The 25,551-nt window shown below is 46.1% G+C and carries 23 protein-coding genes and 4 tRNA genes; 4 read left to right on the forward strand and 23 right to left on the reverse strand.

All coding sequences use genetic code 11. From position 1 onward, the window contains the following. The first annotated feature begins 126 nt into the window (after nt 1-126). The gene (locus NYE38_RS19795; protein ID WP_224443213.1) at nt 127-1,041 is read left to right on the forward strand and encodes a PepSY domain-containing protein; all 915 of its coding nucleotides are present in this window, start codon (nt 127-129) and stop codon (nt 1,039-1,041) included. A gap of 387 nt (nt 1,042-1,428) precedes the next feature. Here NYE38_RS19795 and NYE38_RS19800 read toward each other — a convergent pair whose 3' ends face one another. The 13 genes from NYE38_RS19800 to dnaB all read right to left on the reverse strand — a co-directional run bounded on the left by NYE38_RS19800 (nt 1,429) and on the right by dnaB (nt 12,633). Further along, a complete protein-coding gene (locus NYE38_RS19800; protein WP_014419339.1) occupies nt 1,429-2,625 on the reverse strand; it encodes a S1C family serine protease in 1,197 nt (398 codons plus the stop codon). 86 nt (nt 2,626-2,711) lie between these two features. After that, entirely contained in the window at nt 2,712-3,506 is a 795-nt protein-coding gene (locus tag NYE38_RS19805; RefSeq protein ID WP_007407895.1) for an MBL fold metallo-hydrolase, read from the reverse strand. Between the two features lie 14 nt (nt 3,507-3,520). Continuing rightward, nucleotides 3,521-4,360: a two-component system regulatory protein YycI gene (yycI, locus tag NYE38_RS19810; protein WP_017418497.1), complete on the reverse strand. Its 840-nt coding sequence runs from the start codon at nt 4,358-4,360 to the stop codon at nt 3,521-3,523. Next, nucleotides 4,347-5,705 carry a two-component system activity regulator YycH gene (gene yycH, locus NYE38_RS19815; protein ID WP_014419341.1) on the reverse strand — a complete coding sequence of 453 codons (1,359 nt, stop codon included), beginning with the start codon at nt 5,703-5,705 and terminating at the stop codon, nt 4,347-4,349. The genes yycI and yycH overlap by 14 nt, the downstream gene beginning before the upstream one ends. Then, on the reverse strand, nt 5,695-7,530 hold the full coding sequence (gene walK / locus NYE38_RS19820) for a cell wall metabolism sensor histidine kinase WalK (RefSeq protein WP_004393106.1): 1,836 nt from the start codon (nt 7,528-7,530) through the stop codon (nt 5,695-5,697). Before walK ends, yycH begins: the two co-directional genes overlap by 11 nt. A gap of 6 nt (nt 7,531-7,536) precedes the next feature. Next, complete coding sequence (walR, locus tag NYE38_RS19825; protein WP_004393104.1) at nt 7,537-8,244, reverse strand: cell wall metabolism DNA-binding response regulator WalR; 708 nt, start codon at nt 8,242-8,244, stop codon at nt 7,537-7,539. Nucleotides 8,245-8,579: 335 nt separating this feature from the next. Next, nucleotides 8,580-8,652: transfer RNA gene (locus NYE38_RS19830), tRNA-Phe, on the reverse strand. A gap of 36 nt (nt 8,653-8,688) precedes the next feature. Next, nucleotides 8,689-8,765: transfer RNA gene (locus NYE38_RS19835), tRNA-Asp, on the reverse strand. A gap of 84 nt (nt 8,766-8,849) precedes the next feature. After that, nucleotides 8,850-8,921 (reverse strand) — tRNA-Glu (locus NYE38_RS19840). A gap of 8 nt (nt 8,922-8,929) precedes the next feature. Continuing rightward, nucleotides 8,930-9,005: transfer RNA gene (locus tag NYE38_RS19845), tRNA-Lys, on the reverse strand. A 201-nt stretch (nt 9,006-9,206) separates the two neighbouring features. Beyond that, nucleotides 9,207-10,499 (reverse strand): adenylosuccinate synthase, encoded by a 1,293-nt coding sequence (purA, locus tag NYE38_RS19850; RefSeq protein ID WP_004393102.1) that lies wholly within the window; start codon nt 10,497-10,499, stop codon nt 9,207-9,209. A gap of 238 nt (nt 10,500-10,737) precedes the next feature. Next, nucleotides 10,738-11,151, reverse strand: coding sequence for a VOC family protein (locus tag NYE38_RS19855; RefSeq protein WP_237586882.1), 414 nt, complete (start codon nt 11,149-11,151; stop codon nt 10,738-10,740). Nucleotides 11,152-11,268: 117 nt separating this feature from the next. Beyond that, entirely contained in the window at nt 11,269-12,633 is a 1,365-nt protein-coding gene (gene dnaB / locus NYE38_RS19860) for a replicative DNA helicase (protein ID WP_004393100.1), read from the reverse strand. 170 nt (nt 12,634-12,803) lie between these two features. On the opposite strand from dnaB, the gene NYE38_RS19865 reads away from it, so the two are divergent. Continuing rightward, on the forward strand, nt 12,804-13,001 hold the full coding sequence (locus NYE38_RS19865; protein WP_007407900.1) for a DUF2188 domain-containing protein: 198 nt from the start codon (nt 12,804-12,806) through the stop codon (nt 12,999-13,001). A 30-nt stretch (nt 13,002-13,031) separates the two neighbouring features. Here the strand turns inward: NYE38_RS19865 and NYE38_RS19870 are convergent, their stop codons facing one another. After that, the gene (locus tag NYE38_RS19870; RefSeq protein WP_015418617.1) at nt 13,032-13,241 is read right to left on the reverse strand and encodes a hypothetical protein; all 210 of its coding nucleotides are present in this window, start codon (nt 13,239-13,241) and stop codon (nt 13,032-13,034) included. A 118-nt stretch (nt 13,242-13,359) separates the two neighbouring features. On the opposite strand from NYE38_RS19870, the gene NYE38_RS19875 reads away from it, so the two are divergent. Together NYE38_RS19875 and NYE38_RS19880 are read left to right on the forward strand one after the other, a co-directional pair. Beyond that, nucleotides 13,360-13,503, forward strand: coding sequence for a YycC family protein (locus tag NYE38_RS19875; RefSeq protein WP_014306172.1), 144 nt, complete (start codon nt 13,360-13,362; stop codon nt 13,501-13,503). 163 nt (nt 13,504-13,666) lie between these two features. After that, nucleotides 13,667-15,709 (forward strand): glycosyltransferase family 39 protein, encoded by a 2,043-nt coding sequence (locus tag NYE38_RS19880; RefSeq protein ID WP_104843011.1) that lies wholly within the window; start codon nt 13,667-13,669, stop codon nt 15,707-15,709. Nucleotides 15,710-15,789: 80 nt separating this feature from the next. Here the strand turns inward: NYE38_RS19880 and NYE38_RS19885 are convergent, their stop codons facing one another. The 9 genes from NYE38_RS19885 to NYE38_RS19925 all read right to left on the reverse strand — a co-directional run bounded on the left by NYE38_RS19885 (nt 15,790) and on the right by NYE38_RS19925 (nt 25,501). Then, on the reverse strand, nt 15,790-17,082 hold the full coding sequence (locus NYE38_RS19885) for a glycosyltransferase family 4 protein (RefSeq protein WP_104843012.1): 1,293 nt from the start codon (nt 17,080-17,082) through the stop codon (nt 15,790-15,792). A 22-nt stretch (nt 17,083-17,104) separates the two neighbouring features. After that, entirely contained in the window at nt 17,105-18,160 is a 1,056-nt protein-coding gene (locus tag NYE38_RS19890; protein ID WP_025650090.1) for a phosphotransferase, read from the reverse strand. Beyond that, nucleotides 18,153-19,340: a carbamoyl-phosphate synthase gene (locus NYE38_RS19895; protein ID WP_017418491.1), complete on the reverse strand. Its 1,188-nt coding sequence runs from the start codon at nt 19,338-19,340 to the stop codon at nt 18,153-18,155. The genes NYE38_RS19890 and NYE38_RS19895 overlap by 8 nt, the downstream gene beginning before the upstream one ends. Beyond that, nucleotides 19,330-20,664, reverse strand: a complete 1,335-nt coding sequence (locus NYE38_RS19900; RefSeq protein ID WP_340801577.1) for a glycosyltransferase family 4 protein — start codon at nt 20,662-20,664, stop codon at nt 19,330-19,332. Before NYE38_RS19900 ends, NYE38_RS19895 begins: the two co-directional genes overlap by 11 nt. Next, complete coding sequence (locus NYE38_RS19905; RefSeq protein WP_025650092.1) at nt 20,661-21,317, reverse strand: PIG-L deacetylase family protein; 657 nt, start codon at nt 21,315-21,317, stop codon at nt 20,661-20,663. The genes NYE38_RS19900 and NYE38_RS19905 overlap by 4 nt, the downstream gene beginning before the upstream one ends. A gap of 87 nt (nt 21,318-21,404) precedes the next feature. Beyond that, nucleotides 21,405-22,103 (reverse strand): kinase, encoded by a 699-nt coding sequence (locus NYE38_RS19910; protein WP_340801574.1) that lies wholly within the window; start codon nt 22,101-22,103, stop codon nt 21,405-21,407. A gap of 6 nt (nt 22,104-22,109) precedes the next feature. Continuing rightward, a complete protein-coding gene (gene rplI / locus NYE38_RS19915) occupies nt 22,110-22,559 on the reverse strand; it encodes a 50S ribosomal protein L9 (protein WP_004393063.1) in 450 nt (149 codons plus the stop codon). Then, on the reverse strand, nt 22,556-24,535 hold the full coding sequence (locus NYE38_RS19920) for a DHH family phosphoesterase (RefSeq protein WP_007407911.1): 1,980 nt from the start codon (nt 24,533-24,535) through the stop codon (nt 22,556-22,558). The genes rplI and NYE38_RS19920 overlap by 4 nt, the downstream gene beginning before the upstream one ends. Nucleotides 24,536-24,565: 30 nt before the next feature. After that, nucleotides 24,566-25,501 carry a YybS family protein gene (locus NYE38_RS19925; RefSeq protein WP_004393060.1) on the reverse strand — a complete coding sequence of 312 codons (936 nt, stop codon included), beginning with the start codon at nt 25,499-25,501 and terminating at the stop codon, nt 24,566-24,568. Nucleotides 25,502-25,551: the final 50 nt, after the last annotated feature.

Raw genomic sequence — 25,551 nt, forward strand, 5'->3', positions numbered from 1 at the left:
TGAATCTAAGCTGAAAATCCGCTGAATTCAGGAAGTTTTCAGCTTAGATTCATGTTGTTTTCAGTTTGGGTCTTTACAATAAGCCTTAGTTGGGAAGCCAACAATGAAATGTTTAAGGAGGAATATATGATGGGAATTACAAAAGTTTTATCAGGAGCTGCACTGGGGACCATACTTTCAATCAGTTCTTTAACTTCAGCGCATGCGGCTGTCATTCATAAGGATGACGCAGCGCAGACGAAAGTGGAAACGAAACAGCAGGCTTCCGTTTCTATCTCTAAAGCGAAAGAGACCGCATTGAAAAACTGCAGCTGCAAAGGCGCCGTTCAATCAGCGCAAATGAAAAAAGTCAACGGCGCTTACGTATATGTTGTCAACGTCCTTGACGTAAAAGGAAAGCAGCACACCGTCAATGTCAACAGCTCCAGCGGAAAAGTCGTGAAACATCAAATTGAAAAGAAACAGCAATTCATCTCAAAATCCGGCGCTGAAAAAATCGCCGTGAAGAATTGCAAAGGAACAGTGAAGTCTTCTGAGCTGAAGACCGAACATAACGCTATGGTTTACGTGGTTCAGGTGTCAGGACAAGACGGGAAGCTTCACACATTCCATATCAATTGTAAAAACAGCAAAATCGTCAAACATGATATAAAGAATAACCAGCAACACATGACCCGTGCAAAAGCGGAATCGTTCGCACTCAGCCATTGCAAAGGCGCTGTGAAATCCGCTCAAATGAAAAAAGAAAACGGCGTATCAGTCTATGTTGTCAGCATATTCGGCCAGGACGGCAAGCTTCATACGCTCCACATGGACGGCAAAAGCGGAAAAATCCTGAAAGAAGAAGTGCAGAAAAAACAAGTGATGATCGCTTCTAAAAAAGCGCATTCCATCGCGCTCAGCCATTGCAAAGGCGCTGTGAAATCGTCTGAAATGAAGAAAGAAAACGGCGTCTACAAGTACATCGTGAAAATCACTGCCCAAAACCATACGGAACAAACGGTGAAAGTAAACGCTCAAAACGGAGCCATCTGTAAATAACAAAAAATAAGCTGCCGGCAGTTTCATCTGCCGCTTCAATTCAGCAGCACCAGTCTGTTTCAATCACAAAGTTCTAAGTTCATGTCTACCTTTTTCTAAATATACCCATTTTTAACTGAACGTGTTGTGACCCACGTTCAGTTCTTTTTTATGGCTTCTGAAAAAAGGCATAAAAAAAGCGCCCTGAAAAAGGACGTTTGATATGACATGTTTCATTTTCTTAAATTCTGCATTCTAAAATAATTCTTCCTTCACATTCACCTTCAATTTCATTCAATACGATGATCACATCAGCCGTTTTCATGTGTTTCACCTCCCCGTTTTCATAATAGTATAATATTAACAAATAAATCAATAAAAAACAGCCCGGATGTCCGGGCTGTTTTTTTATTTCTGTAATCGATCCGCTTCTGTCAGTTTGACTTCCGCTGTTTTTTTCTTTCCCGAACGGTAGAACGTGATGTTCACACGGTCGCCGATCTTTTTGCGATACAGGCGCTCACGGAGATCCACAACGTCATTGACCTTATGTCCGTCGAACCCGGTGATCACGTCGAGCTTTTTCAAACCCGCTTTTCCGGCCGGTGAAAACGCATCGACACCCATAATGACCGCCCCGGTTTTAACGCCTTTCGGAAGTTTCAGCGTCTGGCTCCAATGGTAGCTCGCAATATCCGTTAAGGATTTCATCTCAATACCGAGGAAAGGCCGTCTGACTTCTCCGTATTTTTCTAAATCCTGAATAACGGGAATGACAAGCTTTGACGGGATGGACAGGCCGATTCCTTCAACGGCGGATTCAGCGATCTTCATTGAGTTGATGCCGACCACCTTGCCCGATATATCCATCAAAGCGCCTCCGCTGTTGCCGGGATTAATCGCGGCGTCGGTCTGCAGCACTTCCGCATTCCAATCCGGCTGTCCGTCGCCGTTTGAGTCAACGGGCACTGCCCTTTCCGTGCCTGAAATGATCCCCTGTGTCACTGATCCCGCAAATTCAAGCCCGAGCGGATTTCCGATCGCAATGACCGGTTCTCCGACTTTGACCTGATCAGAATTGCCGAACTGGGCGGCCGATTTGATTTTATCAGACTTCACCTTCAGCACGGCAAGATCCATCAGACGGTCGCTCCCGATCAGTTCAGCAGGCACGCGTGAGCCATCCTTCAGGCTGATCTCAATTTCAGTCGCACCTGCAATGACATGGTGATTGGTTACGATATAAGAAGTGTTTCCGTTCTTTTTGTAAATGACGCCCGATCCGCTTCCCGCTTCGCCGCCCTCTCCCCAAATATCGGTCTTTTGGATATTGAGAACACCGACTACCGAATCTGATACACGGCTGACCATATTCGTGACAGCATCGTTGACATTTACGTTGACTGTTTTCACCTGTTCGCTGCCGAGACGCTGGCTGGTGCTTTTGCTGCTTTCTCCATGGTCTCCGCCTGTCCAGTACGGCAGCAGGAAAGCCATGAGCGCGGCCCCGACGATGACGCCGATCAGACTTGATAGAAAGTACCCTCTCTTGCTGCGGCGGGGCTGTTCGGAGGCGTACTGTTCATCATCGCGATTATAATCCACCCTATCTCAAATCCTTTCAAGAGTACTCGATTTGCTTATAGTGTGGGTCAGATCGCGGATTAATAATCATGATTCATTTGGAAAAATTACACGGCGCACAGCGGCGTCGGGATTTTCGGATCGGTATCAAATAACTGAAACGTTTCCCCGGCGACAAATCCTTTCGCAGCCAATGTCTGCTGCACGGACATTCTCGCCAGTTCCTTCATATTGTTGTCCTGGCTCAAATGCGCCAAATAGATGCGCGATGTGCCGTCGCCGATGACATCAGTCATGGCGAGCGCCGCGTCTTCATTCGAGACGTGGCCGACATCGCTTAAAATCCGCCGCTTAATGCTCCAAGGGTATCTGCCCATTTGCAGCATGCCGACATCATGGTTGCTTTCAAACACAAACACATTGGCCGAACGGATAATGCCTTTCATTCTGTCGCTCACATACCCGGTGTCCGTCATCAGCGCGAGCTTTCTGCCTTGGTAGTGGAAAACATAAAACATCGGCTCGGCCGCGTCATGAGAGACGCCGAATGACTCAACATCAAGCCCGCCGAAGGATTTCACGCTTTCCATCGGGAACAAAAACTTTTGTCCGGTATCCAGCTTGCCGATCTGATTCTCCATCGCTTTCCACGTCTTTTCATTGGCGTAGACGGGAAGTCCGTACTTTCTCGCAATGACGCCGAGCCCTTTAATATGGTCGCTGTGCTCATGAGTGACAAAGATGCCGTCGACGTCGTCTATCTTGCGGCCGATTTTCTCCATCAGCCCGTCCATCGCTTTACCGCTCAGGCCGGCATCCACCAGAAAAGAGTGCTCCTCTGTCTCCAGATAAAACGCGTTTCCGGTACTCCCGCTCGCAAGCACGCTAAATTGCAAGCCCATTGTGTCTCACTCCATTATTTATTTTGATTGTTATCAATGACTGTGCTTTCCAATGCGTTCACAGTGTACGTTTGCAGTGTCTTTTTCTTCGTCCCTTTTGACTTATCTTCAATTGTAATTCTCCATACCGGCGCCAGCACCTGCGTACTTGTCAGCGGATATTGGGCAATATAGCCGAACTTAACGCTTTTAACGGCGCAATTCGCTTTTAAGTAATTTTGAGAATACAATAATTCGACCGCATCCAGCTCAGGAATCAGGTTCTCCGTCTGGATTCGCTTGAATGACTCCAGCATGGTCTGCTCGTAAGATACGACCTCGTTTTTATCGTTCAGATGCAGAATCACCTGTCCGATCGCATCCGTGGACGAGTCAAAATCCTGATAAATAAACTGGCCGTCATACATCTGGTAAAAAATGATCTGTTTTTTATCCTTGTCGACTTTCCACAGTTTATATTTTTCACCGCCGGTTACTTTAGAGCTGACGAGCGATTCCGCATCCTCCTGCGTTTTTTGCTTCGATAAACCGACCGGATCGGTAAATTTCATTTTCAGCGTCGTAACCTTGTGATCATCCGCCGGCATCTCCATTAAAGGCTTTTGATCTTTCAAAGCATCAATATCTTCGGCGGTAAATACCTTTTGGCCCGCCGTCAGCCGGTAGCCCGTCGCGGAATCAGAGGACAGGTTGCCGAAAGTGATATGATCCATCTCCATGTCTTTTTCCACATTTGAATTTTTAATCACTTCGTATTCACTGCTCGAGCGTTTTTCAAAAAACTGATAGCCGAGAAAAATATCGAGGATGAGGAAGGCAATGATGAAGATCGTTTTTGTCTTATTCCACTCCATTATCGTCCTCCTCCTTCCCCAGCAGATCTTTCGTAATCGGGACGATCTTCCCGTTGATTTTCATACTCCAGACGGGTTCCAGTTCAACGAGATCATTCGTTGATGAAGAAACCATTTGATAGGACAGGAAGATCTGGTCGATTTTATTCACGTCGTATTTATCCTGCTGCTCCAGCAGAGACACAACCTCATTGCCGTTCATCATTTTTACGTCTTTTGTTTTAATCGGATTCGGTCCGAGAACATAGTTCGGCCGCTTGTAGCTGAGAACCTCGTCATTGGCCCATTGCAGGGTCAAAACAGGTCCGGAGCCGAAAGGCTTAGACGTGCTGTTGATCACGGGCATTTGATCTTTAAACATGTAGAAACTCAGCTGCTGGTTATCACTCACATTGAAAAATTGATAATGATCCGTCCAGCTTCCCGTATCCTCTAAATATTTATAACTTTTCTTAATCAGCTCGCCTGTTTGATAAGAAGCGCTTTGTGCCAGGTTCCGATGCTGGAATTGAATCTGCCGCTGTGTCGAATTGATTTCCAGACGGCTGATTCCGTCAGTCAGCACATTCCGATTGTAATTCGGGTCTTCTCTGACCGTGCTCGGATCATTAAAAAGCGTCTGCTTAAACAGGTTCGTCTTAATGGTTTCAGTGATAAATTCTTTTTCCTTCATATTAAACCGCGCATTCGGCATGAGAAATTCTTTGCTTTTTCCGACCGAATAGAGGTGGTATAACGGCATACTCGACTTTTTGCTGTACAGCTCATTCATCAGATTGCGGTAATTCGCCGATTCCACAGTCACTTCCAAAATCAGCTGCTTGCTGTATGAGACCATATAAATCTTCTTATTTGTCTTATTCTCATTAAACGGAATGACAATATGGTCAAATGAGCTGTATTCCATTGACGGATTCGACCATTTAAACATCGTTTGGAAGAAATCAATCGGAATGGTGTCATTGAATTGCAGATCGAGCTTTGCCGAATTGCCGTTTCTGCCGTAAAGCCAATTTTTAAAACCCAGCTTGTCGTATTGATCGGAAATATCCTTCATCCCTTTTACTTCCCATTGCGGCAAATCCGCCCACAGGTCATTAAAGAGCGTCTCATCATTCACTTTGTAATGAGAGCCGTTTGTATGAATAAACATATCCCGGGGTTTTACCGTTTGTGACACTTTTTGGCTCGTTTTATCAATTTTATGCTTTTCCCGGACAGTCGATTTGGTTGAGGCCGTGCCTTCTGAAAAATTGGGCTGGAATGTCCAAATTCCCCATGTTAAAACAAGACTAATGACGACCAGCACTGACAGTATGACTGTTTTTATATTTTCACGCCTCATCCCAATCATCCTCTTGCTCTTCTTTATATGGAAGAGTAAATGTAATCTTCGTTCCTTTGCCTTCTACACTGTCGGCCCAAATGTCTCCGCCGTGCGCCTGAACCATCTCTTTTGCAATCGCAAGGCCGAGCCCGGTGCCGCCGAGTTTTCTCGTGCGCGCTTTATCCACTCTGTAGAAACGGTCAAAGACTTTTTCCACATCTTTTTTCGGAATGCCGATACCTTCATCTTTTACGCTGATATAAAGCAGCTCTTCTTTCTCATTCACATCGACTGAGAAAGTGACATGTCCGCCTTCCGGTGAGTATTTCAGTGCGTTAGAAATGATATTATCGAGAACCTGCGTCACTTTATCCTGATCAATCTCCACGTACAGATTTCTGTCCGGAAGCTCGCGGATAAATTCGACATGCTGTTCTTTCGTCATTTCGAAACGATCGATAATCAGTGACATAAAGCGGATCATATGAATCCACTCCCGATTAAACTGATAATCTTTGCTGTCGAATTTAGAAAGCTGAAGCAGGTCGTTCACCAATCTGATCATGCGCTCAGTCTCATTTTGGGTCACCATTAAGAAACGCGGAGCGATATCTTTGTTTTCCCACGCGCCCTCTGCAAGCGCCTCTAAATAGCTTCGCATGGTCGTCAGCGGTGTCCGCAGCTCATGAGACACGTTGGCAACGAACTCTCTGCGTTCCCGATCGAGTTTTTCCTGTTCGGTGACATCATAAAGAACCGCGATTAAACCGTCGATTTTTCCGTGCTCTCTCTGAATAACGGAAAAATTCACCCGCAGTACAGTCGTTTCATCGTCACGTTCGATCTCCAGCAGCATTGAATCCTGCTGTTCTACTAAATCCTCAAATGTAAAGTTCTCTTTTATGCCCAATAAAGACGTAATCGGCATCTCTAAAGCCGTTTCACGTGAAACATTCAGCAGCTCAAGCGCAGGGCTGTTTAAAAGAATAATAGCTCCATTGCGATTCGTAGCGATGACACCGTCCGTCATATACGCGATAACGGAAGAAAGCTTTCTTCTCTCCCCTTCCGTCATGGCTTGGGCATCTTCAAGCTCTCTCGTCAGATGGTTGAACGTCGTTGCGAGCTGACCGATTTCATCATGCCCGTATTTCCGCACCTTTCTGGAGAAATTCCCTTTTGCCAGTTCCATCGCCTGCTTCCGCATATCCGACAGCGGATGGGTGATGGTGCGGGCGAGAAATATACCGAGAAGGGCCGTCAGAACAAGGGCTAAGCCTGTTCCTGAAGCAAGAATCGAGTTGACGGTTTTCATCTGGTTAAAGGTATCTTCCATACTGGCCACGACATAAATCGCGCCGACAACTTCCTGATTCTCTGTGACGACAGGTTTTGCTGAAATCAGCACTCTGTTTTTGCTTTTAGGATCATAATATTTTTTTGAATAGGCCTGTTTTGTTGAGAAAATCCGTTTAAAAATCGGGTCAGTCGTCTGTTTCCCCGCTATTTCCTCGCCATAAGGCCTCGAAGAACCGACGACCTCATAGCTTTTATCAACAAATGTAATCTCCCGTATTTCATTGTTTTTCGTAAAATCATTCAAAATCCGTTTGACATCATCTTTAATGACGGTGCTGTCATTATCTCCTTTATATTCCTGCTCAATATAATAGGATAGATTGTCAATCCGCTGATTTAACGATAATTCATAGGACTTGAGAAGAGAATTCTCCACCTGTTTCACAAAGTACACGCCGATAATCTGCATGGCGATGATAATGAGAAGCACATAGATCAGCGTGATCTTAAACTGAATCGACCGAAAAAAACCAACCTTATTCATCGCCGGTTAGTCCTGTTCAGGATTTCTCAAGTAATAACCGACACCCCGTCTTGTGACGATCCAGTTCGGATGGCTCGGATTATCCTCGATTTTCTCACGGAGACGGCGCACTGTTACATCCACCGTTCTCACATCACCGAAATAGTCATAGCCCCACACAGTCTGCAGCAGATGCTCACGCGTCATAACCTGTCCGATATGTTTGGCTAAGTAATGAAGCAATTCAAACTCACGATGAGTCAGCTCGATCGTTTCTTCTCTTTTTGATACGACATAAGCGTCAGGGAAGATGACGAGAGAACCGATATGAATGTCATTAGAAGCTGATTCTTCCTCAGCCGGCGCAACCGTAAGCTGGCGGCGCAGGTTCGCTTTGACGCGGGCCAGAAGCTCACGCGTGCTGAAAGGCTTCGTGACATAGTCATCCGCTCCGATTTCAAGCCCGATGACCTTGTCAATCTCCGAGTCTTTTGCCGTCAGCATAATAATCGGCATATCATATTTTTTCCGGACTTCCCGGCACACTTCAACTCCGTCTTTATTCGGAAGCATAATATCTAAAAGAATTAAATCAGGCTGAAGCTCCTCCACCATTTCCACGGCTTCGTTTCCGTCGTACGCACAATGCACGTCATAGCCTTCTTTTCTTAAATTAAACTCTAATATATCTGCAATCGGTTTTTCATCATCGACTACAAGGATTTTCTTATCCATCATCTTGATTTTCCTCCTGCCAGAATGACTTCATTTCATCTATTGATGTTTCATGATGATCACAATTCGGATCATGAAAAACGTTCCCCGTCTATTATAACGGTTTCAGGTCAAAAGATAAAAAAATTAAAGAGAACAGCGCAAAAACGTATTGAACTGCCATCCTTTTGTCATGTTTTTTATTTTCTTTTAAAAAATAATATTTTTTTGAAACCTCACGAAAATAAACGCCGTCTATTGTTTGACGTCTTCTTCTGGGCCGGCTGAAAAGCCGGCTCTCCCTTTTTTATAACAAAGAAAAAACGCACCTACTATTGCAGATGCGTTTGGGTAAGTGGCTCGGGACGGAATCGAACCGCCGACACACGGATTTTCAGTCCGTTGCTCTACCAACTGAGCTACCGAGCCAGATGTTTCTTTTCTATACTATAAAGTAAAGTAAAATGGCGGTCCGGACGGGACTCGAACCCGCGACCTCCTGCGTGACAGGCAGGCATTCTAACCAACTGAACTACCGGACCTTACAGTAATTTGTCCGGAAAGCCGTATCGTGGCGGCCCTCCGAGGACAAATAAGGAGTTAGCAATAACGCTAAAGTAAATCAATGACCCGTACGGGATTCGAACCCGTGTTACCGCCGTGAAAGGGCGGTGTCTTAACCGCTTGACCAACGGGCCATAAAAAGTGGTGAGCCATGAAGGACTCGAACCTTCGACCCTCTGATTAAAAGTCAGATGCTCTACCAACTGAGCTAATGGCTCTTGATGTGTCGGATTATGTATCATAGAGCATTGAGACAAAAGCTTTCTTGCAGTACTCTATTGAAGCTGTTCCGTAACAACGAGATTTATAATATCATAGAACATTCGAAAGTGGCAACTACTTTTTTGAAAAAAATCTATTATTTTTTTCCTACATAAAAAACAAGCCTCCATGACCGGAGGCTTGTTTGCTGCAAATTCTTAGTTAGCGCGGTATACGCTGCGGATGACGTTCGTTTGTGAACGGTCGGGACCGACAGAGAAAATAGAAAGCGGAATACCTGTCAGCTGAGATACGCGTTCCAAATAATGGCGCGCATTTTCAGGAAGATCGCTCAATGTTTTTGCGCCTGTGATATCTTCCGTCCAGCCAGGCATTTCTTCATATACCGGTTCACACTCAGCGAGGGCTTTCAGGCTTGCCGGGAATTCTTCAATCACTTCACCTTTGTAGCGGTAAGCGACACAGATTTTCAATGTTTCAATGCCAGTCAGCACATCGATTGAGTTCAGAGAAAGATCTGTGATTCCGCTGACGCGGCGGGCGTGGCGGACAACAACGCTGTCAAACCAGCCGACACGGCGCGGACGGCCTGTCGTTGTGCCGTATTCGCGTCCGACTTCACGGATTTGATCCCCGATTTCATCTTTCAGCTCAGTCGGGAAAGGACCGTCACCGACACGGGTTGTGTACGCTTTAGATACACCGACGACGTGCTGGATTTTTGTCGGGCCTACGCCTGAACCGATCGTCACCCCTCCGGCGACCGGGTTGGATGAAGTGACAAACGGGTATGTCCCTTGGTCGATATCAAGCATAACCCCTTGAGCGCCTTCAAATAAAACGCGGCGGCCTTCATCCAGCGCGTCATTTAAGACGACGGATGTATCGCATACATACTTTTTAATCTGCTGGCCGTATTCATAATACTCATCCAGAATATCTTCAATTTTGAAGCCTTCCGTTTCATACATTTTTTCAAGCAGACGGTTTTTCTCTTCAAGGTTCCGCTCAAGCTTTTCTGCAAACACGTCGCGATCTAACAGGTCTGCGATCCGAATGCCGATCCGCGCCGCTTTGTCCATATAAGCAGGTCCGATGCCTTTTTTCGTTGTGCCGATCTTGTTGGCCCCTTTGCGTTCTTCCTCTACTTCATCCAGTTTCAGATGGTATGGAAGAATGACGTGGGCTCTGTTGCTGATTCTCAAGTTATCCGTGCTCACATTGCGCTCATGAAGATACGCAAGCTCCGTTACGAGCGCTTTCGGATCAACAACCATTCCGTTCCCGATGACACACGCTTTTTCTTTATAAAAAATTCCTGATGGGATTAAATGAAGCTTGTACGTGACGCCATCAAACTTGATGGTATGTCCTGCATTGTTTCCGCCTTGATAACGTGCGATCACTTCTGCATTTTCTGATAGGAAATCTGTAATTTTGCCTTTTCCTTCATCGCCCCACTGCGTACCTACTACGACTACTGAAGACATATATCCGTGCACCTCCGTTAACCTTTCAAAACGATATCTCATTCAAACAAATTAAGTGTATCAGTGCCGAAACAGAAAGTCAATCGTAAATCCGAACGTTTAAATCTTATTATTCTATATTTGTTCGCCTTAAACCTGATTAAAAGCGTTTTCTCTTTCATTTGCTATCTATTACTCCCGAAACTTTCATACTTTAACATGAAAAAGAACCCGTATCCCAGGTTCTTCAGACAGTCATTTATATTCCGCTTGTATTCATCAGGACGATCCGCCAGCCGTCAGGATCTTCGATGGTCACGCCTTTTTCTTCCCAGTACGGATTTTCGGGTTCTTTCTCCTCATATCCCATCTGCTTTAATTTCGTGCTGATGCGAATGACCTCCTGCTGATCAGGGATGTAAAAGACAAGCAGGCTGTCGCCGTGCGGAACGGGTGCCGGCTGAGACGAACCGGTTTCTTCGGTGAATTCTAAGTGGTATTGCGTATGGGGCAGGCCGAACATGACACCGCTGTAGCCCTCATGTCCGGAAAAGCTGCCGATCCTCTTCAGTCCGAGGCCCTCTTCATAAAACCTGATGATTTCTTTGAGCTGTCCGGTCGGCCGGGCAATCCGGATTTGTGCCGCTTGAAATTGCGGAAATTCCATTGTCATCATCATTCCTCCCTTAATGTCATTATATAAAAGCGCTTTCTTTATTTCGTCTGCCGAACGGACGGCATTCTCTCATTCTTTCGGATGAAAAAAAGCCTCAAGACATTGCTTGAGGCTTTACGCACCTGCCGGAACACCGCCGTCATCAAAGCGCCGTTCCAGGTTTACGAACTTATTGTATTCTTTCACAAAAGCCAGTGAGACGGTGCCCACCGGGCCGTTACGCTGTTTGGCGATAATGATTTCGATGATGTTTTTGTTTTCGGATTCTTTATCATAGTAATCATCACGATACAGGAAGGCGACGATGTCGGCATCCTGCTCAATACTTCCCGACTCACGGATATCTGACATCATCGGACGTTTATCCTGCCGCTGCTCAACACCCCGGGAGAGCTGAGACAGGGCGATGACCGGGACTTCAAGCTCCCGTGCCAGCGCTTTTAGCGCCCGTGAAATTTCCGATACCTCTTGCTGGCGGTTGTCGCTTGAACGGCCGCTTCCCTGAATGAGCTGCAGGTAGTCAATTAAAATCATGCCCAATCCGTTTTCCTGCTTCAGCCGGCGGCATTTTGAACGGATTTCGCTGACGCGGATGCCGGGGGTGTCATCTATAAAGATACCGCTGTTTGACAGGCTTCCCATCGCCATCGTCAGCTTGCCCCAATCTTCTTCCGTCAGATTTCCCGTTCTGAGATTTTGGGCATTAATATTCCCTTCGGCGCAGAGCATACGCATGACAAGCTGCTCGGCACCCATCTCAAGACTGAATATCGCGACGCTCTCATCCGTTTTGGTGGCCACGTTTTGCGCAATATTTAAGGCGAACGCTGTTTTCCCCACAGACGGACGGGCCGCGACAATAATCAAATCATTCCGCTGAAACCCCGCTGTCATCCGGTCAAGCTCGATAAAACCAGTCGGAATCCCGGTAATATCGCCTTTCCGGTTGTGAAGCTGCTCAATGTTGTCGTATGTTTGCACAAGCACGTCTTTAATATTTTGGAAGGCGCCCGAATTTTTTCGCTGCGCGACCTCCATAATCGTTTTTTCCGCATCGCTTAATAAATCTTCAACTTCATCCTCGCGCGTATACCCGTCTTGAGCGATCGAGGTCGCCGTTCTGATTAAACGGCGGAGAATGGATTTTTCCTCAACGATTTTCGCGTAATATTCTATATTAGCCGCTGTCGGAACGGAATTCGCGATGTCCGTCAGGTAAGAGACGCCTCCCACCTCTTCTAACAAATCGGTATTCGCAAGCTCTGACGTTACCGTGACCAAATCAACCGGTTCACCGCGGTCTCCGAGCACGAGCATGGCATTGTAAATTTTTTGATGTGACATTCTGTAGAAATCATCCGGAATCAACACTTCAGAAGCCAGTGTTAACGCAGACGGCTGTAAAAAAACAGCACCTAACACGGCCTGCTCAGCTTCTATGTTTTGCGGCGGCAGCCGATCATTCAGAAGGTCTGTCATGCTAAGCACCGTCCTCTCCTTAAAAAATATCCAAACTCCATTTTACCATTTCTCAAGAAAAAGAATAGAAAAATATCGCTTTCCCTGTATTTGTTAAACAGCGGCTGCGTGTTTCGCCATTCTGAATGCCGGGAAACTGATAAATAAATCGAAACCAGGAGGTAAGAAGGATGAAAACATATGCAGTAACACCCAGTGTTGATGCGGACGGATGGTTTGTGAAGGTGGAAAATGTGGCGCCGACGGCTCTTTATACATCGAAGGACGCGGCGATCGAGAAAGCGGAGCAGACGGCTAAAGAGAACAGTCCGTCTAAGCTTGTCATTTATGATCAGCATAAAAACATTGAAGAAGAACGGTCCTTTTAAGAAAAGCCTTCGCCCGAGCGAGGGCTTTTCTTATTCGATGAAACGGATGTGCAGCACCGTCTGCGCCATGAGATCGGCCGTTTTTTGATACAGCTCCCATTCTTCACAGGCGGCGAATACTTTCATCATGTCCTGCAATGTCTGTTTCAGTATGATAAATTCGTCAATTGTCCGCAGTTCTGCGGCTTTTTTCTGATAATCAGCCAGCTTCAGCTGTAATAACATCAATGGCGATTGCATAAAAAACCTCCCCCATTCTGTTATAAAGCCCCGCTTTTCAAACCTCCATTCCTTTGTCATATCCTCTTACGATAGATTTCTGATTTTAGTACAATAAAGAAACGGAAGGAGTGATCACATGAAACCGCTGCAAATTTCCGCCGAAACGGCGCAAAAACTCGCAGAATCACTGAATATGCCGCTTGAGAGAATCATGCACATGCCTCAGCACATTCTGCTTGCCAAATTAGCTGAAATCCAAAAAGAGAACGATCACAAATAAAGGCTGCTCTCTCATATATATGTGCGGGAGGCGGAAGCGATGGCTTTCCGCCTCTTTTTTTCGTGAAGAAAATTTTGGTAAAACATTCTTTAAATCGTTATCGTTTATTCATAACTTTTTCATATTTATTTTTTACAATGGGGTCACAAAAGAGGTGAAACCATTGAAAACAAAACGACTGGACATCGTTCTTATCGGTATTTTATCAGCAGCGGCGGCTTTGAATATGTACGGCATTTGGCAGGATGATGCCGCCAACCAGTATTATTTGGCTGCCGTCAAAAGCATGACGCAAAGCTTTCACAACTTCTTCTACGCATCCTTTGACCCGTCCGGCTTTGTCACGGTAGACAAACCGCCTGTCGCTTTATGGATTCAAACGATTTTCGCTTTGGTCTTCGGCGTACATACATGGAGCGTGATTCTTCCTCAGGCTTTGGCGGGGCTCGGTTCCGTTCTGCTGCTGTATTTCATGATAAAGCCTTCGTTCGGCACGGGCGCGGCCAGAATCGCCGCTTTTGTCATGGCGCTGACGCCGATTGCGGCGGCCGTCAGCCGGACGAATAATCTCGACAGCATGCTCGTCTTTACACTGCTTCTCGGTTCCTGGTGTTTGATGCGCGCGGTGAAACGCGGCAAAATCATTTGGCTCTTATCCGCATTCGCACTTGTCGGTCTTGCCTTTAATATGAAAATGATGCAGGCCTACATCGTGCTTCCGGCTTTTCTGCTTTTTTATCTCATTGCATCACACACATCCATTAAGAAAAAACTGATCTCACTTCTCGCTTCTTCAGCCGTTCTCCTGGCGCTCTCCGTCTCATGGGCGGCAGCCGTTGATTCCATTTCCGCATCAAGCCGCCCCTATGTCGGCAGCAGCCAGACAAACTCCGTGCTGGAGCTGGCATTCGGATATAACGGGACGGAAAGGCTGCTCGGGCAGACGACGGGCCTTTCTCACGGCAGCATGACCGGCGGAAAAAGCGTGATGCAGGAAGGGATGGGCATGCAGCCTCCGGGAACGAACAGCCCGGCAATGGGCGGCAGCGCTCCTCAGGGAAAAAACGGGCAGGTTCAAATGCCCCGGCAGCCATCCGGACAGAACGCGGCCTTACCGCAAGGGAGCGGAACTCCTCCGGCACAAAACGGCGGCTCACAAGGCCCCGGCGGCGGAAAAAGCATGAGTATGAACATGTACGGCAACGGTACCCCGGGTGCGCTCAGGCTTTTCCAATCTGAATTATCGGGGCAAATCAGCTGGATGCTGCCTTTTGCGCTCACCGGTTTGTTCGGCGCCGTCATCAGCTGGTACAGAAACCGCCGGAAAAAAGCGGAGGAAATGAAAGAAACGATGTTTTGGACAGCATGGCTTGTGCCTGCCGCCGGTTTCTTCAGCATCGCAAGCTTTTTCCATCCGTACTACTTAATCATGCTGGCGCCTCCGATCGCAGCCCTTTCCGGAATCGGCTGGCGGGCCTTATATGATTTATACAAGCATAATAAAGGCTGGACGGGCTGGCTGCTGCCTGCGGGTGTCTTTCTCACCGCCGGTTTTCAGGTCTTCATCGTAAGCGGGTATACAAACCAGATCGGCAGCACTTGGATGTACATCCTCGGACTGTTGGGGCTCGGCACTGTCACTGCCCTCATTGTGATGAAACACAAGCCGTTCGGCAGACAACTGACCGTGATCACCATGTGTGTGTTGATGCTCACGCCGCTGTACTGGTCAGCCACGCCGATCCTTTACGGCGGAAACAGCGTCATACCCGAATCCGGCCCGCAGCTGAAAAGCTCAAACGGCGGCAATATGTTCACCTCTGAAGTGGATACAGGCCTGCTGTCTTATTTGAAAAAGCATCAGACAGGTGAGGAATATCTGTTTGCAACGCTCACCACGGTGACTGCGGCGCCTTATATCATCCATACGAATGAATCAGTCATGGCACTCGGAGGCTTTAACGGAACCGATCCGATTTTAACCGTCTCACAGCTGAAAAAACTTGTTGATGATGGAAAAGTGAAGTATTTCTTATTATCCGGAAACAGTTCAGGCAACACGAAGCTTGTCTCATGGATTAAAAAGAACGGCACAAAAATCTCAGCTGACCAATACAGCACCGGAAAAACAAGCTCAGCCCGGCAAGGAATGACAGGCGGCCCGGGCGGACAAAGTCAGCAGACTCTGTATGAGATGAAAAAATAGTTCGCAAAGAGGCTGGATAGTTAAACGCCGGCCTCTTTATTTTGCTCTTGGAAGCACCTGCCATGCGGCGCCGGTATCATTCAGAAAAATGATTGATAAATACTTTCTATTTTTGAAACCATCAGTTCCTGGCGCAGATGACGGCCGGCATAGGAGCGCGCTTCTTTTCCAAGCCGTTCCCTGAGAGACTGATCCGTAATCAGCATTACGAGAGCATCAGCAAGTTCGCGGCTGTTGCCGGGCTGACAGATAAGCCCTGTGTCCTCATGCCGGATCATCTCAGGGATTCCTCCGCAGTCAGTTGCGACAATGGCTTGACCTGAGAACATCGCTTCGATGATCGCTATAGGGAAATTATCATTCAATGTCGGCAGGACAAATATAGATGATTCAGCCAAAAGCGCCGGCACATCACGTCGTTTTCCGAAGAAAAACACATTTGAGAGGCCCAGTTTCCGTTTCTTTTCTTCCAGAAACCCTCTCATGTTTCCGTCTCCGATGATCCATATATCAACTCCGGATAAATGGTGCCGGATGCGGGCGAGAGCGTCCAGCATCACATCATGTCCTTTTCGCTCGGTCAGACGGGAAACGCACGCAATCACGAGCTTTTCAGCACGTTTGGACTCAGGGGCATCCTGAATGTCAATGCCGGTATGAACAGTCGTCAGCTGAGCCTCCTTCGCTCCGTACTCCAGCAAGGGCTCGTGAAAGGAGTCGCTGATTGTAATGATTTTATCCGAAGCCCGAATACCCTGCCTTTCTATTTCACTGAAATATGCCTCTTCTATTGAACCCTTTTGGATTTTATGAAACTTCATCCGGCTTTTCGTAAAATGTCCGTGCGGCGTGAAAAAAAGAGGACGCTGATACGTTTGATTAAGGTATCCCAGCAAAAATACCGCAAATAAATCCTGCGCGTGAAACAGGTCATATTGTTCTAAGTCTTTCTCCTTCAAAAATCTTTGAAAGACATGTAAATAGCTGAGATTCTTCACAAACTTTTCGTTTGCGGCGCCGTATCTGCCAACAAGAAACGCTCTGATCTCGTCAGCGGCCCGCGGGATATCTTCCTGAAAAAAAGATGGCGGCATTTGGAGCGGCGAGATGACATCCGCCTGATGACCGATGCGCTCAAAACCCGTCTTAATTGATGTGATATAGCTCGCCAACCCTCCGACATTCGGGTAACGTAGAAAGGTTGCGTACAGAATACGCAATGGCTTTTTTCGTTTGGGGGAGCTTTTTCCTTCCGCACAGAACGAATACAGCATCTCTGGCTCACCTTGATATTCGATCCCGTAAAATTGATCCATGGCGCGCAATAAGGCTAGAGGCACCAGATCGTTCGGCTTGCCGATCTCTTCTTTCACATCCGCTCCCCCTCTCTCAAACTTATAATCCTAATTCCCGTCCCCATTTTGACACTTTGTCAACATGATACGGCAGCAGTTCTCCTCCCCGATTGTCGAAGATTCTCCGCAATTGGGTATGAAGCCCTTTCTCAAGTGTTCTCTGCAAATAAGCCATTTTATAAAGCGTCATAGGAGGGGTCTGAAAATGAATGCCCCGCTTTTTCATTTCTTTCGTATACACTTTTACGCAATACGTTCGAATATCTTCTGCGTGCCGGCTCCAATCTTTTCTGAAACCAAGCAGAATTTCAACCAGCACCGTCATATCAAACCAAACCGGCGCGTATTTTGCGGCTTCCCAATCGATGAATTGAATATCCCACGGTTCATGTCCGGACGCATCGTGGGTGCAGATATTCTGCATATGAAGATCACCGTGTGTGATGGCTGAGCCGTTTTGTATCAATTCAGGGAAAAAATCCGGCTCCTCCTGCTCAAGCAAGTTTGTGATTTGCCGATAATGAGGCTTCACGATATCTTTTGTGCGCTCATCTTTAAGCGCTCTATCCAAAAATTCCGCTGTCTTTTTGATCTGCTTTTTACGCCCTTTTCTCATGGTTTCCGATTCATATACCGGCAGCCACGACCGCCATTTACCATCAGAAATATTCTTGTTTTCAAAGGTGCGGCTGTGCAGTTCTGCGACAGACGGAATAATATACTTGAAATGCTTCGGGTGAAATGTAAGCTGTCCCCTGATCTGGCTGACAAACTCCATAAATATCCACGTTTCATGGTCACTTTCTTCTATAAGATAGATATCCGGCAGCAAATCCCCTAAAACAGAACGGGCTTTCCCGTATATATTAATCTCGATCTTGTTTTTTTCACGGGAAGATTTATACACCTTCAATATCAGCGGAACAGTTCCGGATTTTTTCTTTACAAACAGTTTATAAATGGAGCTTCTGTCTGTTGATTTCAGACAAGTGATGTCATCCGGATTCACCGCAGCCCTTTCACCGAACGAATACGACAGTTTTTCGTCAATTCTCAGTTTTTGAAATGCGCCATACAAAATCTCCTTTTCATACATGCCGATCTTCCTTCCGCTTCCGTTTCCAGCTGTTTTTGAGATGAGACCAAGTGTTTCTGATAAATGGCATCGGGTCATTCCAAGCAAAAAGAGCGTACTCTTTTTTTCCTTTACACCCTTTCCAAAAATCCCGGAACGTCATTTCTCCTCTTTTTCGTTTCTTCAAAAACGTTAAGAAATAACGCACCTCATAAATCCAGTTGATTCCGTCTTTTTGTTCGAGCTGGGGCTTCACATGCTGCCCGGTCAAATACAGATAGTACATGTAAACGAAATGAACGCCTGCCGGTTCTGTCAGGCTATGGCTGAGCCAAAAGCGCGGATTAATTTCGATAAACTTGTAGACATTGTCCCGGGGATCCTTTTTAAATTCCGCCATGCCTACTCCCTTCAGCTGAATCGCTTCAAAAAACGGCAGGGTCTTTTCGATTAAATCAGGAAGCCGTTTGCTGACGACGTGGGCCCCCGCACCAAAATCAGCAGGGAATTGATGGTTCTTTTGCAGAGAGAATAGGCCCATTAATTTCATTTGGTCATCATAAAAAGTGGCGACTTTATAAAAACACTGGTTGTCTCCGGGGATGATCTCCTGCACGAGCAGTTCTCCATTTTCTCTGTAGGAGCTGAACTCCTTGCGCAATTGTGCGGCATCCTTCATTACAATTGCTTTTTTGTTTACTTTTTTTCTGTATTCATGGCCGGCCACCGGTTTTAAAATACACGGGAAGTCAATATTGGCGATGGCCTCTTCCAGCTCATCCCGGTTGTTCGGAAAAAAGGTTTTCGGGCAGGGGATGTGATGCTTGACCGCTAATTCATATGCTTTGCTTTTATCTAAAACCGTTTCTAACAGAGAGCGGCTCGGGAGCAAAAATAAAAAAAAACCGGCTAATGTCTCGCGGAATTTAGATATAAATCCCGCATAATCATCAGATCCTGCGTACAGAACCGGCTTTGCTTGGAATCGCTTCCCGAAATCAGTCAGAAATGTCAGCAGTTCTTCCTCTTCTGTTAAAGGGCTGGGACATATCCCGCAATCTGCCAATCTTGATTTTCCGATACGATAAGGTCCCTCCGTGTCAAACGCGTAAACATCGATTCCTCTTCGGGCAAGACTGCGAATGATCCCAATCCCGTTTGCACTGAAATCAAGTACAACGGCTGCATGTTCATGTTTCATGATCTCCCTCCGAGCTGTTGGTATTTTGATAAATCGATTCGATATTTTTTATCATCGTCTCACTGCTTAAATATTTCTCCGCGTAGGCCTTTGCGTTTGAAGCAGCCTTCTCCCGCGCAGATTTGTTAGAGATAAAAAACGCTAAAGCCCGGGCAAGAACCTTTGCATTTCCCGGTTCGACAATAAGTCCCGTTTTGTTATGGCGGATCAGATCCGGAATACCCCCGCAATCGGTCGCGATGATAGCCGAGCCGCTGAACATCGCTTCAATAATCGAAATCGGCAGACTATCATTAATGGTCGGCAGTACGAATATGTCCGTCATATTCAAAATAGCGGGAACATCATCTCTTTTTCCTAAAAAGGAGACCATAGATAGATTCAGTTTTCGAGCCTGTTCCTCTAAGGCGCTCCTCATCTCTCCGTCACCCGCGATCAGCACTTCAACATGTTCAAGCAGATCAGACGGAATTCTTGAAAGTGCGTCAAGCAAATGATTATGTCCTTTTCTCGGGCCTAATCTTGCAATACACGAGATGATGATCTTATTTTTCGGCAGCGGGATTTTTCTTTTCCCGCCTGTTTTTGCATCGTAATCGATTCCTGTGATCACCGTTGCCATGTCTTCCTGTTCGGCTCCGAGCTTCATGAGCGGGCTGCGGAACGTATCGCTGATAATAATCAGGCGATCTGCGTATTCAATGGCTTTCATCTCTAGTTTTTTATAATAAAACTCTTCTATCGATCCTTTTTTAAAGATGTGAAATTTAAGTCTGTTGAAAGTAAACATGCCATGCGGTGTGAAAAATAAAGGTTTCTTATAGATTTGATTGAATCTGCCTAATATATTGGCTGTAAATAAATCTTGAGCATGAAACACATCATATCTTTCCAAATGAATCTTTTGAAGCATTTGCTCGTATATAAACATCAGCCGATTATTTTTCAAAATATGATTGTTATAATCCCCATATCTGTCCTTAAAGAAATCTTTTAACTTCGGAACAACAGCCGCCCGCAGTTCTTTTACCTGTGCGGACGGAAACAGATTAGGGGAGATGACATCGACCTTATGACCCCTCTTTTTCAGGCCTTCACTAAGCGTTTTAATATAGTTTGATAAACCGCCCGTGTGCGGGTAGTCCCAAAACGTGGCAATCAAAATGGATAACTTCTGTTTTTTTCCGTATAATCGCGGAATATGATGTGCATGTTTCATCTGAGTCTTTACTGCCGTCTTTTTTTGCGGGTGCGCTTTGACCCCGTAATAGCGGTCAAGCGTCTGAATCATATACGGATACGGGACGGAAAATGTCTTGATCATTTCCAGATCCTCCGCACGACTTCAAAAGCTTCAGCGTAGTCCACACCCGCCGTCATCCCTCTGACTCTTCCTAAATGTGTAACGCCTTCATATGAACGGGGATGAGGGTAATCCCTCATTTCTACGTCATAGTGGTGAAGCGCCGCGAGTTTGGCATCCATTGTGTCTGTGATATTAACGAAGTAATTAGGCTTGAAGAGTTTATCAGCCGTATTCCTCTCCCACTCGCTTGAAGATAGCGTTTCAAACGTAAGCAGTTCGATAGGCTTTTGATTCGGAAGCGGTCTGGCGGCTGTTAAAACTGCTTGGAATGTTCTCTGGTGGTCCATATTGACATCGCCGTAATGATGTGTAAAGATTTTTTCAGGCTGATAGACGCGAATGAGCTGTTCTAATTCTTTGACAAGCTTATGAAGAGGGATACATTCCAGCTCTAAATTCGTATGCTCCAAAAAGATGACTTTCTCAATTCCTAGCTCTTGATTCGCGCGTTCGCCCAATTGTTTAATATGATGAGCTTCTTCTTTTCTTCCTAATGCTGTAATAATGGAAATCACTTTATATCCTTCATTGATCAGCCGTTTTATGGTGCCCGCTGATCCCAATAGTTCATCGTCGGGATGAGCGCCGATAACCATAATATATTCTCCCATTTTTTCCACACTCCACCAAACAAATGTTACAAATATCATATGACGACCCTAAAAAAAGGAAACTTACATATGCGGATTTTCAGAAACTTACAATTCCCTTCGCCATTCCCGGTAGCGTGACGGATTTAATTTTTTTATGGTGTTCAAAAACTCATCCGTCAAGCCATATTTGTCCAGTCCTTTTAATAGTTTTACGGGAACTCGGGTAACGGTCGAAAAGGCTCTTTTATGGTCGATGACTTTAAGATTTCCGTGTTCGTTAATCAGAATGTGCCTGATTTCGGCATCCCATCTGGCAAAACCGATATCTTTTAATTCATCCAGCATGTTTAAAATATCAGCTGTCAGTTTGACGGACAGGGATTTTTCTTTTTTGATATGGCGCGCAAGGGAGGTGCCTTTGACGTATTCCATCACAATATAATGATCTCCGTATTCATACAGTTTCGGGATCACCGGTGAACCATATCCGAGCTGTAAAGCTTCCAATTCCTTCTTACATGTCTCTTTTTTAAAAAAATATTTTACGCATTTGTTGTGTGTTAAGCGATAGACTTCCCCGTCTTTTCCGTCTCCGATCAGCGGATAGTGCTCCAGCGCCTTTTTATTCTCCGGATTATTAAAATATGTTTCAGAAAAAAATCGTTTCATACCGACACATCCTTCGTTATGATGTAATATAATATGCAATCTGGTAGCGATCGGAAATGAAACAATCTCATCATTTTCTTGCGCTGCGCCGTCTGCTGACATAAAAAAAACCCGCCGGATCGGCGGGTTTTTCATTGTGTATTACGCTTCTTCTTTTACGTGAACCTTCAGCACAGCCTGAACTTCAGGGTGCAGCTTTACAGGAACGTTTGTATATCCCAGTGTGCGGATACCGTCTTGGAGCTCCAGTTTCCGTTTATCCACTTTAATCTTATGCGTTTTTTGCAGCGCTTCTGCAATCTGCTTGCTTGTGACAGATCCGAACAGACGGCCGCCTTCACCGGATTTGGCACTCAGCTCAACAGTCAGCTGTTCAAGCGTTTCTTTCAAATCTTTCGCTCTTTCAAGCTCGGCAATCGCTTCTTTTTTCTCTTTTTCTTTCTGTCCTTTCAATGCGCTGATGTTTGTCGCATTTGCTTCGACAGCGAGGCCTTTTTTAATGAGAAAGTTATGTGCATAACCGTCTGCTACGTTTTTCATTTCGCCTTTTTTTCCTTTACCTTTTACATCTTGTAAGAAAATAACCTTCATCTCTGAACGCCTCCCTCAAAATATTCATCAATGGCTTCCTTCAGCCGGACGAGCGCTTCTGAGACAGAAATGCCCGATAACTGGGTTGCCGCATTGGTTAAATGCCCTCCGCCATCCAGCGCCTCCATAATAATCTGCACATTGACCTCGCCCAGCGATCTCGCACTGATGCACACCGTATGCTCATCCCGTCTGGCTACCGCAAATGAAGCTTCCACTTCACTCATCGATAAGAGGGAATCAGCCGCCTGCGCAATCAGGACCTGGTCAAAGTACTCCTCTTCGTTCTCAGGAAGAGAAGCAATCGCGATATGTTCTTTATAAAGAGACGTATGCTGGATCAGTTTCGCCCGCTTGATATAAGAACCGACGGATTCTTTGAGAACTTTCTGCACCAGAACCGTATCTGCGCCTTTCGCTCTCAAATAAGAAGCGGCGTCGAACGTCCGCGAGCCCGTGCGAAGGGAAAAGCTCTTCGTATCCACTATTATACCAGCTAACAGGGCCGTCGCTTCAATCATATTGATTTTGAGCCGCTTCGGCTGGTATTCAAGCAGCTCCGTCACGAGTTCTGCGGTGGATGAAGCGTATGGCTCCATATAAACGAGCAGCGGGTCTTTAATAAATTCCTCGCCTCTGCGGTGGTGGTCAATCACAACGATGTGCTCGATTTTGTTCACGAGACGCTCTTCCATCACAAGGGACGGTTTATGTGTATCAACGACGACAAGCAGCGTGTCATCATTTGAAATTTCCATCGCCTCTTCCGGCGTGATGAACCGCGACCACAGCTCTTCATATTTTTTAATTTCTTCAATCAGGCGCTGAACGCTTGATCCGATCTGGTTCGGATCAATGACGATGTAGCCTTCTTTGCCGTTGGCCTGCGCCACCTTTAATATTCCGATTGCGGCTCCGACCGCGTCCATATCAGGAAATTTGTGCCCCATGATAATGACATTGCTGCTTTCTGAGACAATCTCCTTGAGCGCGTGAGAAATCACCCGGGCGCGCACCCTTGTACGCTTCTCCATCGGATTTGTTTTGCCGCCGTAAAATTTCACCTTGCCGTTCGGCATTTTGATCGCCACTTGGTCGCCTCCGCGGCCGAGAGCCAAATCGAGGCTGGACTGCGCCAGATCTCCAAGCTCCTTCAAGGAAGAAACCGATGCGCCGATCCCGATGCTGAGGGTCAAAGATACAGTGTGAACGGATGTTTTTTCTCGGATTTCATCCAAAATCGAAAATTTCGCGTTTTCAAGCTCCGTTAAAATGTGTTCATTTAACACCGCGATAAACCGCTCCGAAGACGTCCGTTTCAGGAAAATGCCGTACTCCTGCGCCCACGCATTTAATAATGAGGTGACCTGGCTGTTCATCGTACTTCTCGTTTGGTCGTCCAGCCCCTGTGTGACGTCATCATAGTTATCTAAGAAGATATATGCCAGCACGGTTCTCTCATTTTCGTACTGCTTTTCAATCTGAATCTGTTCTGTCACATCAAAGAAATAAAGCAGGCGCTCATCTCTTTTAATCACTACTTTAAACTTCCGCTCATTCAAGGTGATCGTTTCCGAATCGACCTCCTGCTTGATCAGCGGCACGACGGCCTCGCATGTGTCATACAGCGAGCGTCCGACGAGCGTGCTTTCATTAAAACAGGAAGACAAAAACGGATTCGCCCACTCAATGTAATATTGGTCATTAAACAGCATAATCCCGATAGGCATTTCCATTAATGCCTCTTCGCCTACTTTTTTCAATCTATACGATAACGTGGAGATATAATCGTCAATTTCTTTTCTGATCAGAGAATCCGCACGCTTAATGAAAAACAGGATCACGGCGAGCAGCACAACGCCGATGGCTCCTATCAGCCAGTTAAAGTAAATGCTGATGAGGATTATGATGATTGACAATGCAATCAATGCATAGATGGGATACCGAAACAACGGTTTTTCATAAAAACTAGGCATTTCTATCAACTCCCCACCTGTAAGTCACACTCAATTTCGCGTCACCTTATTTCTTATGTTAAAGCCTATGTCAATGATGCCTAAGAGGAGATACACGGACAAGATGAGCGGAAAAAGCACACCCAGCACAATTGCTAATACAGGAACGGCTTTCGGCATCTCCATTTCGCGGCAATAGAAAAAAATAAACGCTAACCCTTGAATACAAATCAGCAAGCTGAGAATAAATCCCCCATTCAATGAAACCGAATACAGCATATGCCCTTTTTCTAAAGGCAGAAACCCTAATATCGTCACAATAAAATACAGAATGACAACGCTTTGCGGGAGTTTGAGCTCTCTAAAAGGCTTCATCTTCGGAAGATCAGGGGAAAATCGCCGTAAAAGCGGCCTTGCCATAGCATAACTGAGGAAAGAAAAAACGATGCCGGTCAATACGAGCACTGTCGGAAAAAGATATTGAACCGTGCTCAGCTGACTTTCCATCAGCTTGATCTGCTTCCCGAACTGATCTCCGTAACCGAGCTGCTTTGACATGGTTTCTGCTAAAGACATCGACTCCCGAAGCTGGGACATGGTGGTATCGATCACATTCATATTAAGAAACACGATGCTGACCACAAAAAAAACGACGCCGCACAGCACATACGCCATAGCGCCGGCAGCAACCGCATAGCCGGGCTGTTTCTTTTTAAAATAATATCCCATGGCGATTCCCGTACAGGCTGCCGTAAAAGCGCCTGTAAGCCCGGTAAACGAACCTACAATAAAGCTGACAGGAAGGCTGGCAAGCCCCATCCATACCCCGGGCTTCAGACCGTGCCGAATGGTGTAAAGAATGATCGGCAGCGGCAAAGCAAAGAGAAGAATTGCCCCCAGTAAAGGGAGGTACACGACCAAAAGGGAAATGATTGCAAAAATACTGATCAAAATGGCGCCTTCTATTAGAGCCCTTGTATTTTTCACTTACTCACCTCAAACCTTGTATCATTCGAACATACGAATAGAAAAGAGCA

This window comes from Bacillus sp. EU63 (genome assembly GCF_038592915.1).
Taxonomy (GTDB): Bacteria; Bacillota; Bacilli; order Bacillales; family Bacillaceae; genus Bacillus; species Bacillus velezensis.

What these genes read in the sequence shown, in the direction of transcription:
- NYE38_RS19795 (WP_224443213.1), top strand. Translation starts at nt 127, where the DNA reads ATGATGGGAATTACAAAAGTTTTATCAGGAGCTGCACTGGGGACCATA.
- NYE38_RS19805 (WP_007407895.1), bottom strand. Translation starts at nt 3,506, where the DNA reads ATGGGCTTGCAATTTAGCGTGCTTGCGAGCGGGAGTACCGGAAACGCG.
- yycI (WP_017418497.1), bottom strand. Translation starts at nt 4,360, where the DNA reads ATGGAGTGGAATAAGACAAAAACGATCTTCATCATTGCCTTCCTCATC.
- yycH (WP_014419341.1), bottom strand. Translation starts at nt 5,705, where the DNA reads ATGAGGCGTGAAAATATAAAAACAGTCATACTGTCAGTGCTGGTCGTC.
- walK (WP_004393106.1), bottom strand. Translation starts at nt 7,530, where the DNA reads ATGAATAAGGTTGGTTTTTTTCGGTCGATTCAGTTTAAGATCACGCTG.
- walR (WP_004393104.1), bottom strand. Translation starts at nt 8,244, where the DNA reads ATGGATAAGAAAATCCTTGTAGTCGATGATGAAAAACCGATTGCAGAT.
- purA (WP_004393102.1), bottom strand. Translation starts at nt 10,499, where the DNA reads ATGTCTTCAGTAGTCGTAGTAGGTACGCAGTGGGGCGATGAAGGAAAA.
- NYE38_RS19855 (WP_237586882.1), bottom strand. Translation starts at nt 11,151, where the DNA reads ATGACAATGGAATTTCCGCAATTTCAAGCGGCACAAATCCGGATTGCC.
- dnaB (WP_004393100.1), bottom strand. Translation starts at nt 12,633, where the DNA reads ATGACAGACCTTCTGAATGATCGGCTGCCGCCGCAAAACATAGAAGCT.
- NYE38_RS19865 (WP_007407900.1), top strand. Translation starts at nt 12,804, where the DNA reads ATGAAAACATATGCAGTAACACCCAGTGTTGATGCGGACGGATGGTTT.
- NYE38_RS19870 (WP_015418617.1), bottom strand. Translation starts at nt 13,241, where the DNA reads ATGCAATCGCCATTGATGTTATTACAGCTGAAGCTGGCTGATTATCAG.
- NYE38_RS19875 (WP_014306172.1), top strand. Translation starts at nt 13,360, where the DNA reads ATGAAACCGCTGCAAATTTCCGCCGAAACGGCGCAAAAACTCGCAGAA.
- NYE38_RS19890 (WP_025650090.1), bottom strand. Translation starts at nt 18,160, where the DNA reads ATGTATGAAAAGGAGATTTTGTATGGCGCATTTCAAAAACTGAGAATT.
- NYE38_RS19895 (WP_017418491.1), bottom strand. Translation starts at nt 19,340, where the DNA reads ATGAAACATGAACATGCAGCCGTTGTACTTGATTTCAGTGCAAACGGG.
- NYE38_RS19900 (WP_340801577.1), bottom strand. Translation starts at nt 20,664, where the DNA reads ATGATCAAGACATTTTCCGTCCCGTATCCGTATATGATTCAGACGCTT.
- NYE38_RS19905 (WP_025650092.1), bottom strand. Translation starts at nt 21,317, where the DNA reads ATGGGAGAATATATTATGGTTATCGGCGCTCATCCCGACGATGAACTA.
- NYE38_RS19910 (WP_340801574.1), bottom strand. Translation starts at nt 22,103, where the DNA reads ATGAAAAACCCGCCGATCCGGCGGGTTTTTTTTATGTCAGCAGACGGC.
- rplI (WP_004393063.1), bottom strand. Translation starts at nt 22,559, where the DNA reads ATGAAGGTTATTTTCTTACAAGATGTAAAAGGTAAAGGAAAAAAAGGC.
- NYE38_RS19920 (WP_007407911.1), bottom strand. Translation starts at nt 24,535, where the DNA reads ATGCCTAGTTTTTATGAAAAACCGTTGTTTCGGTATCCCATCTATGCA.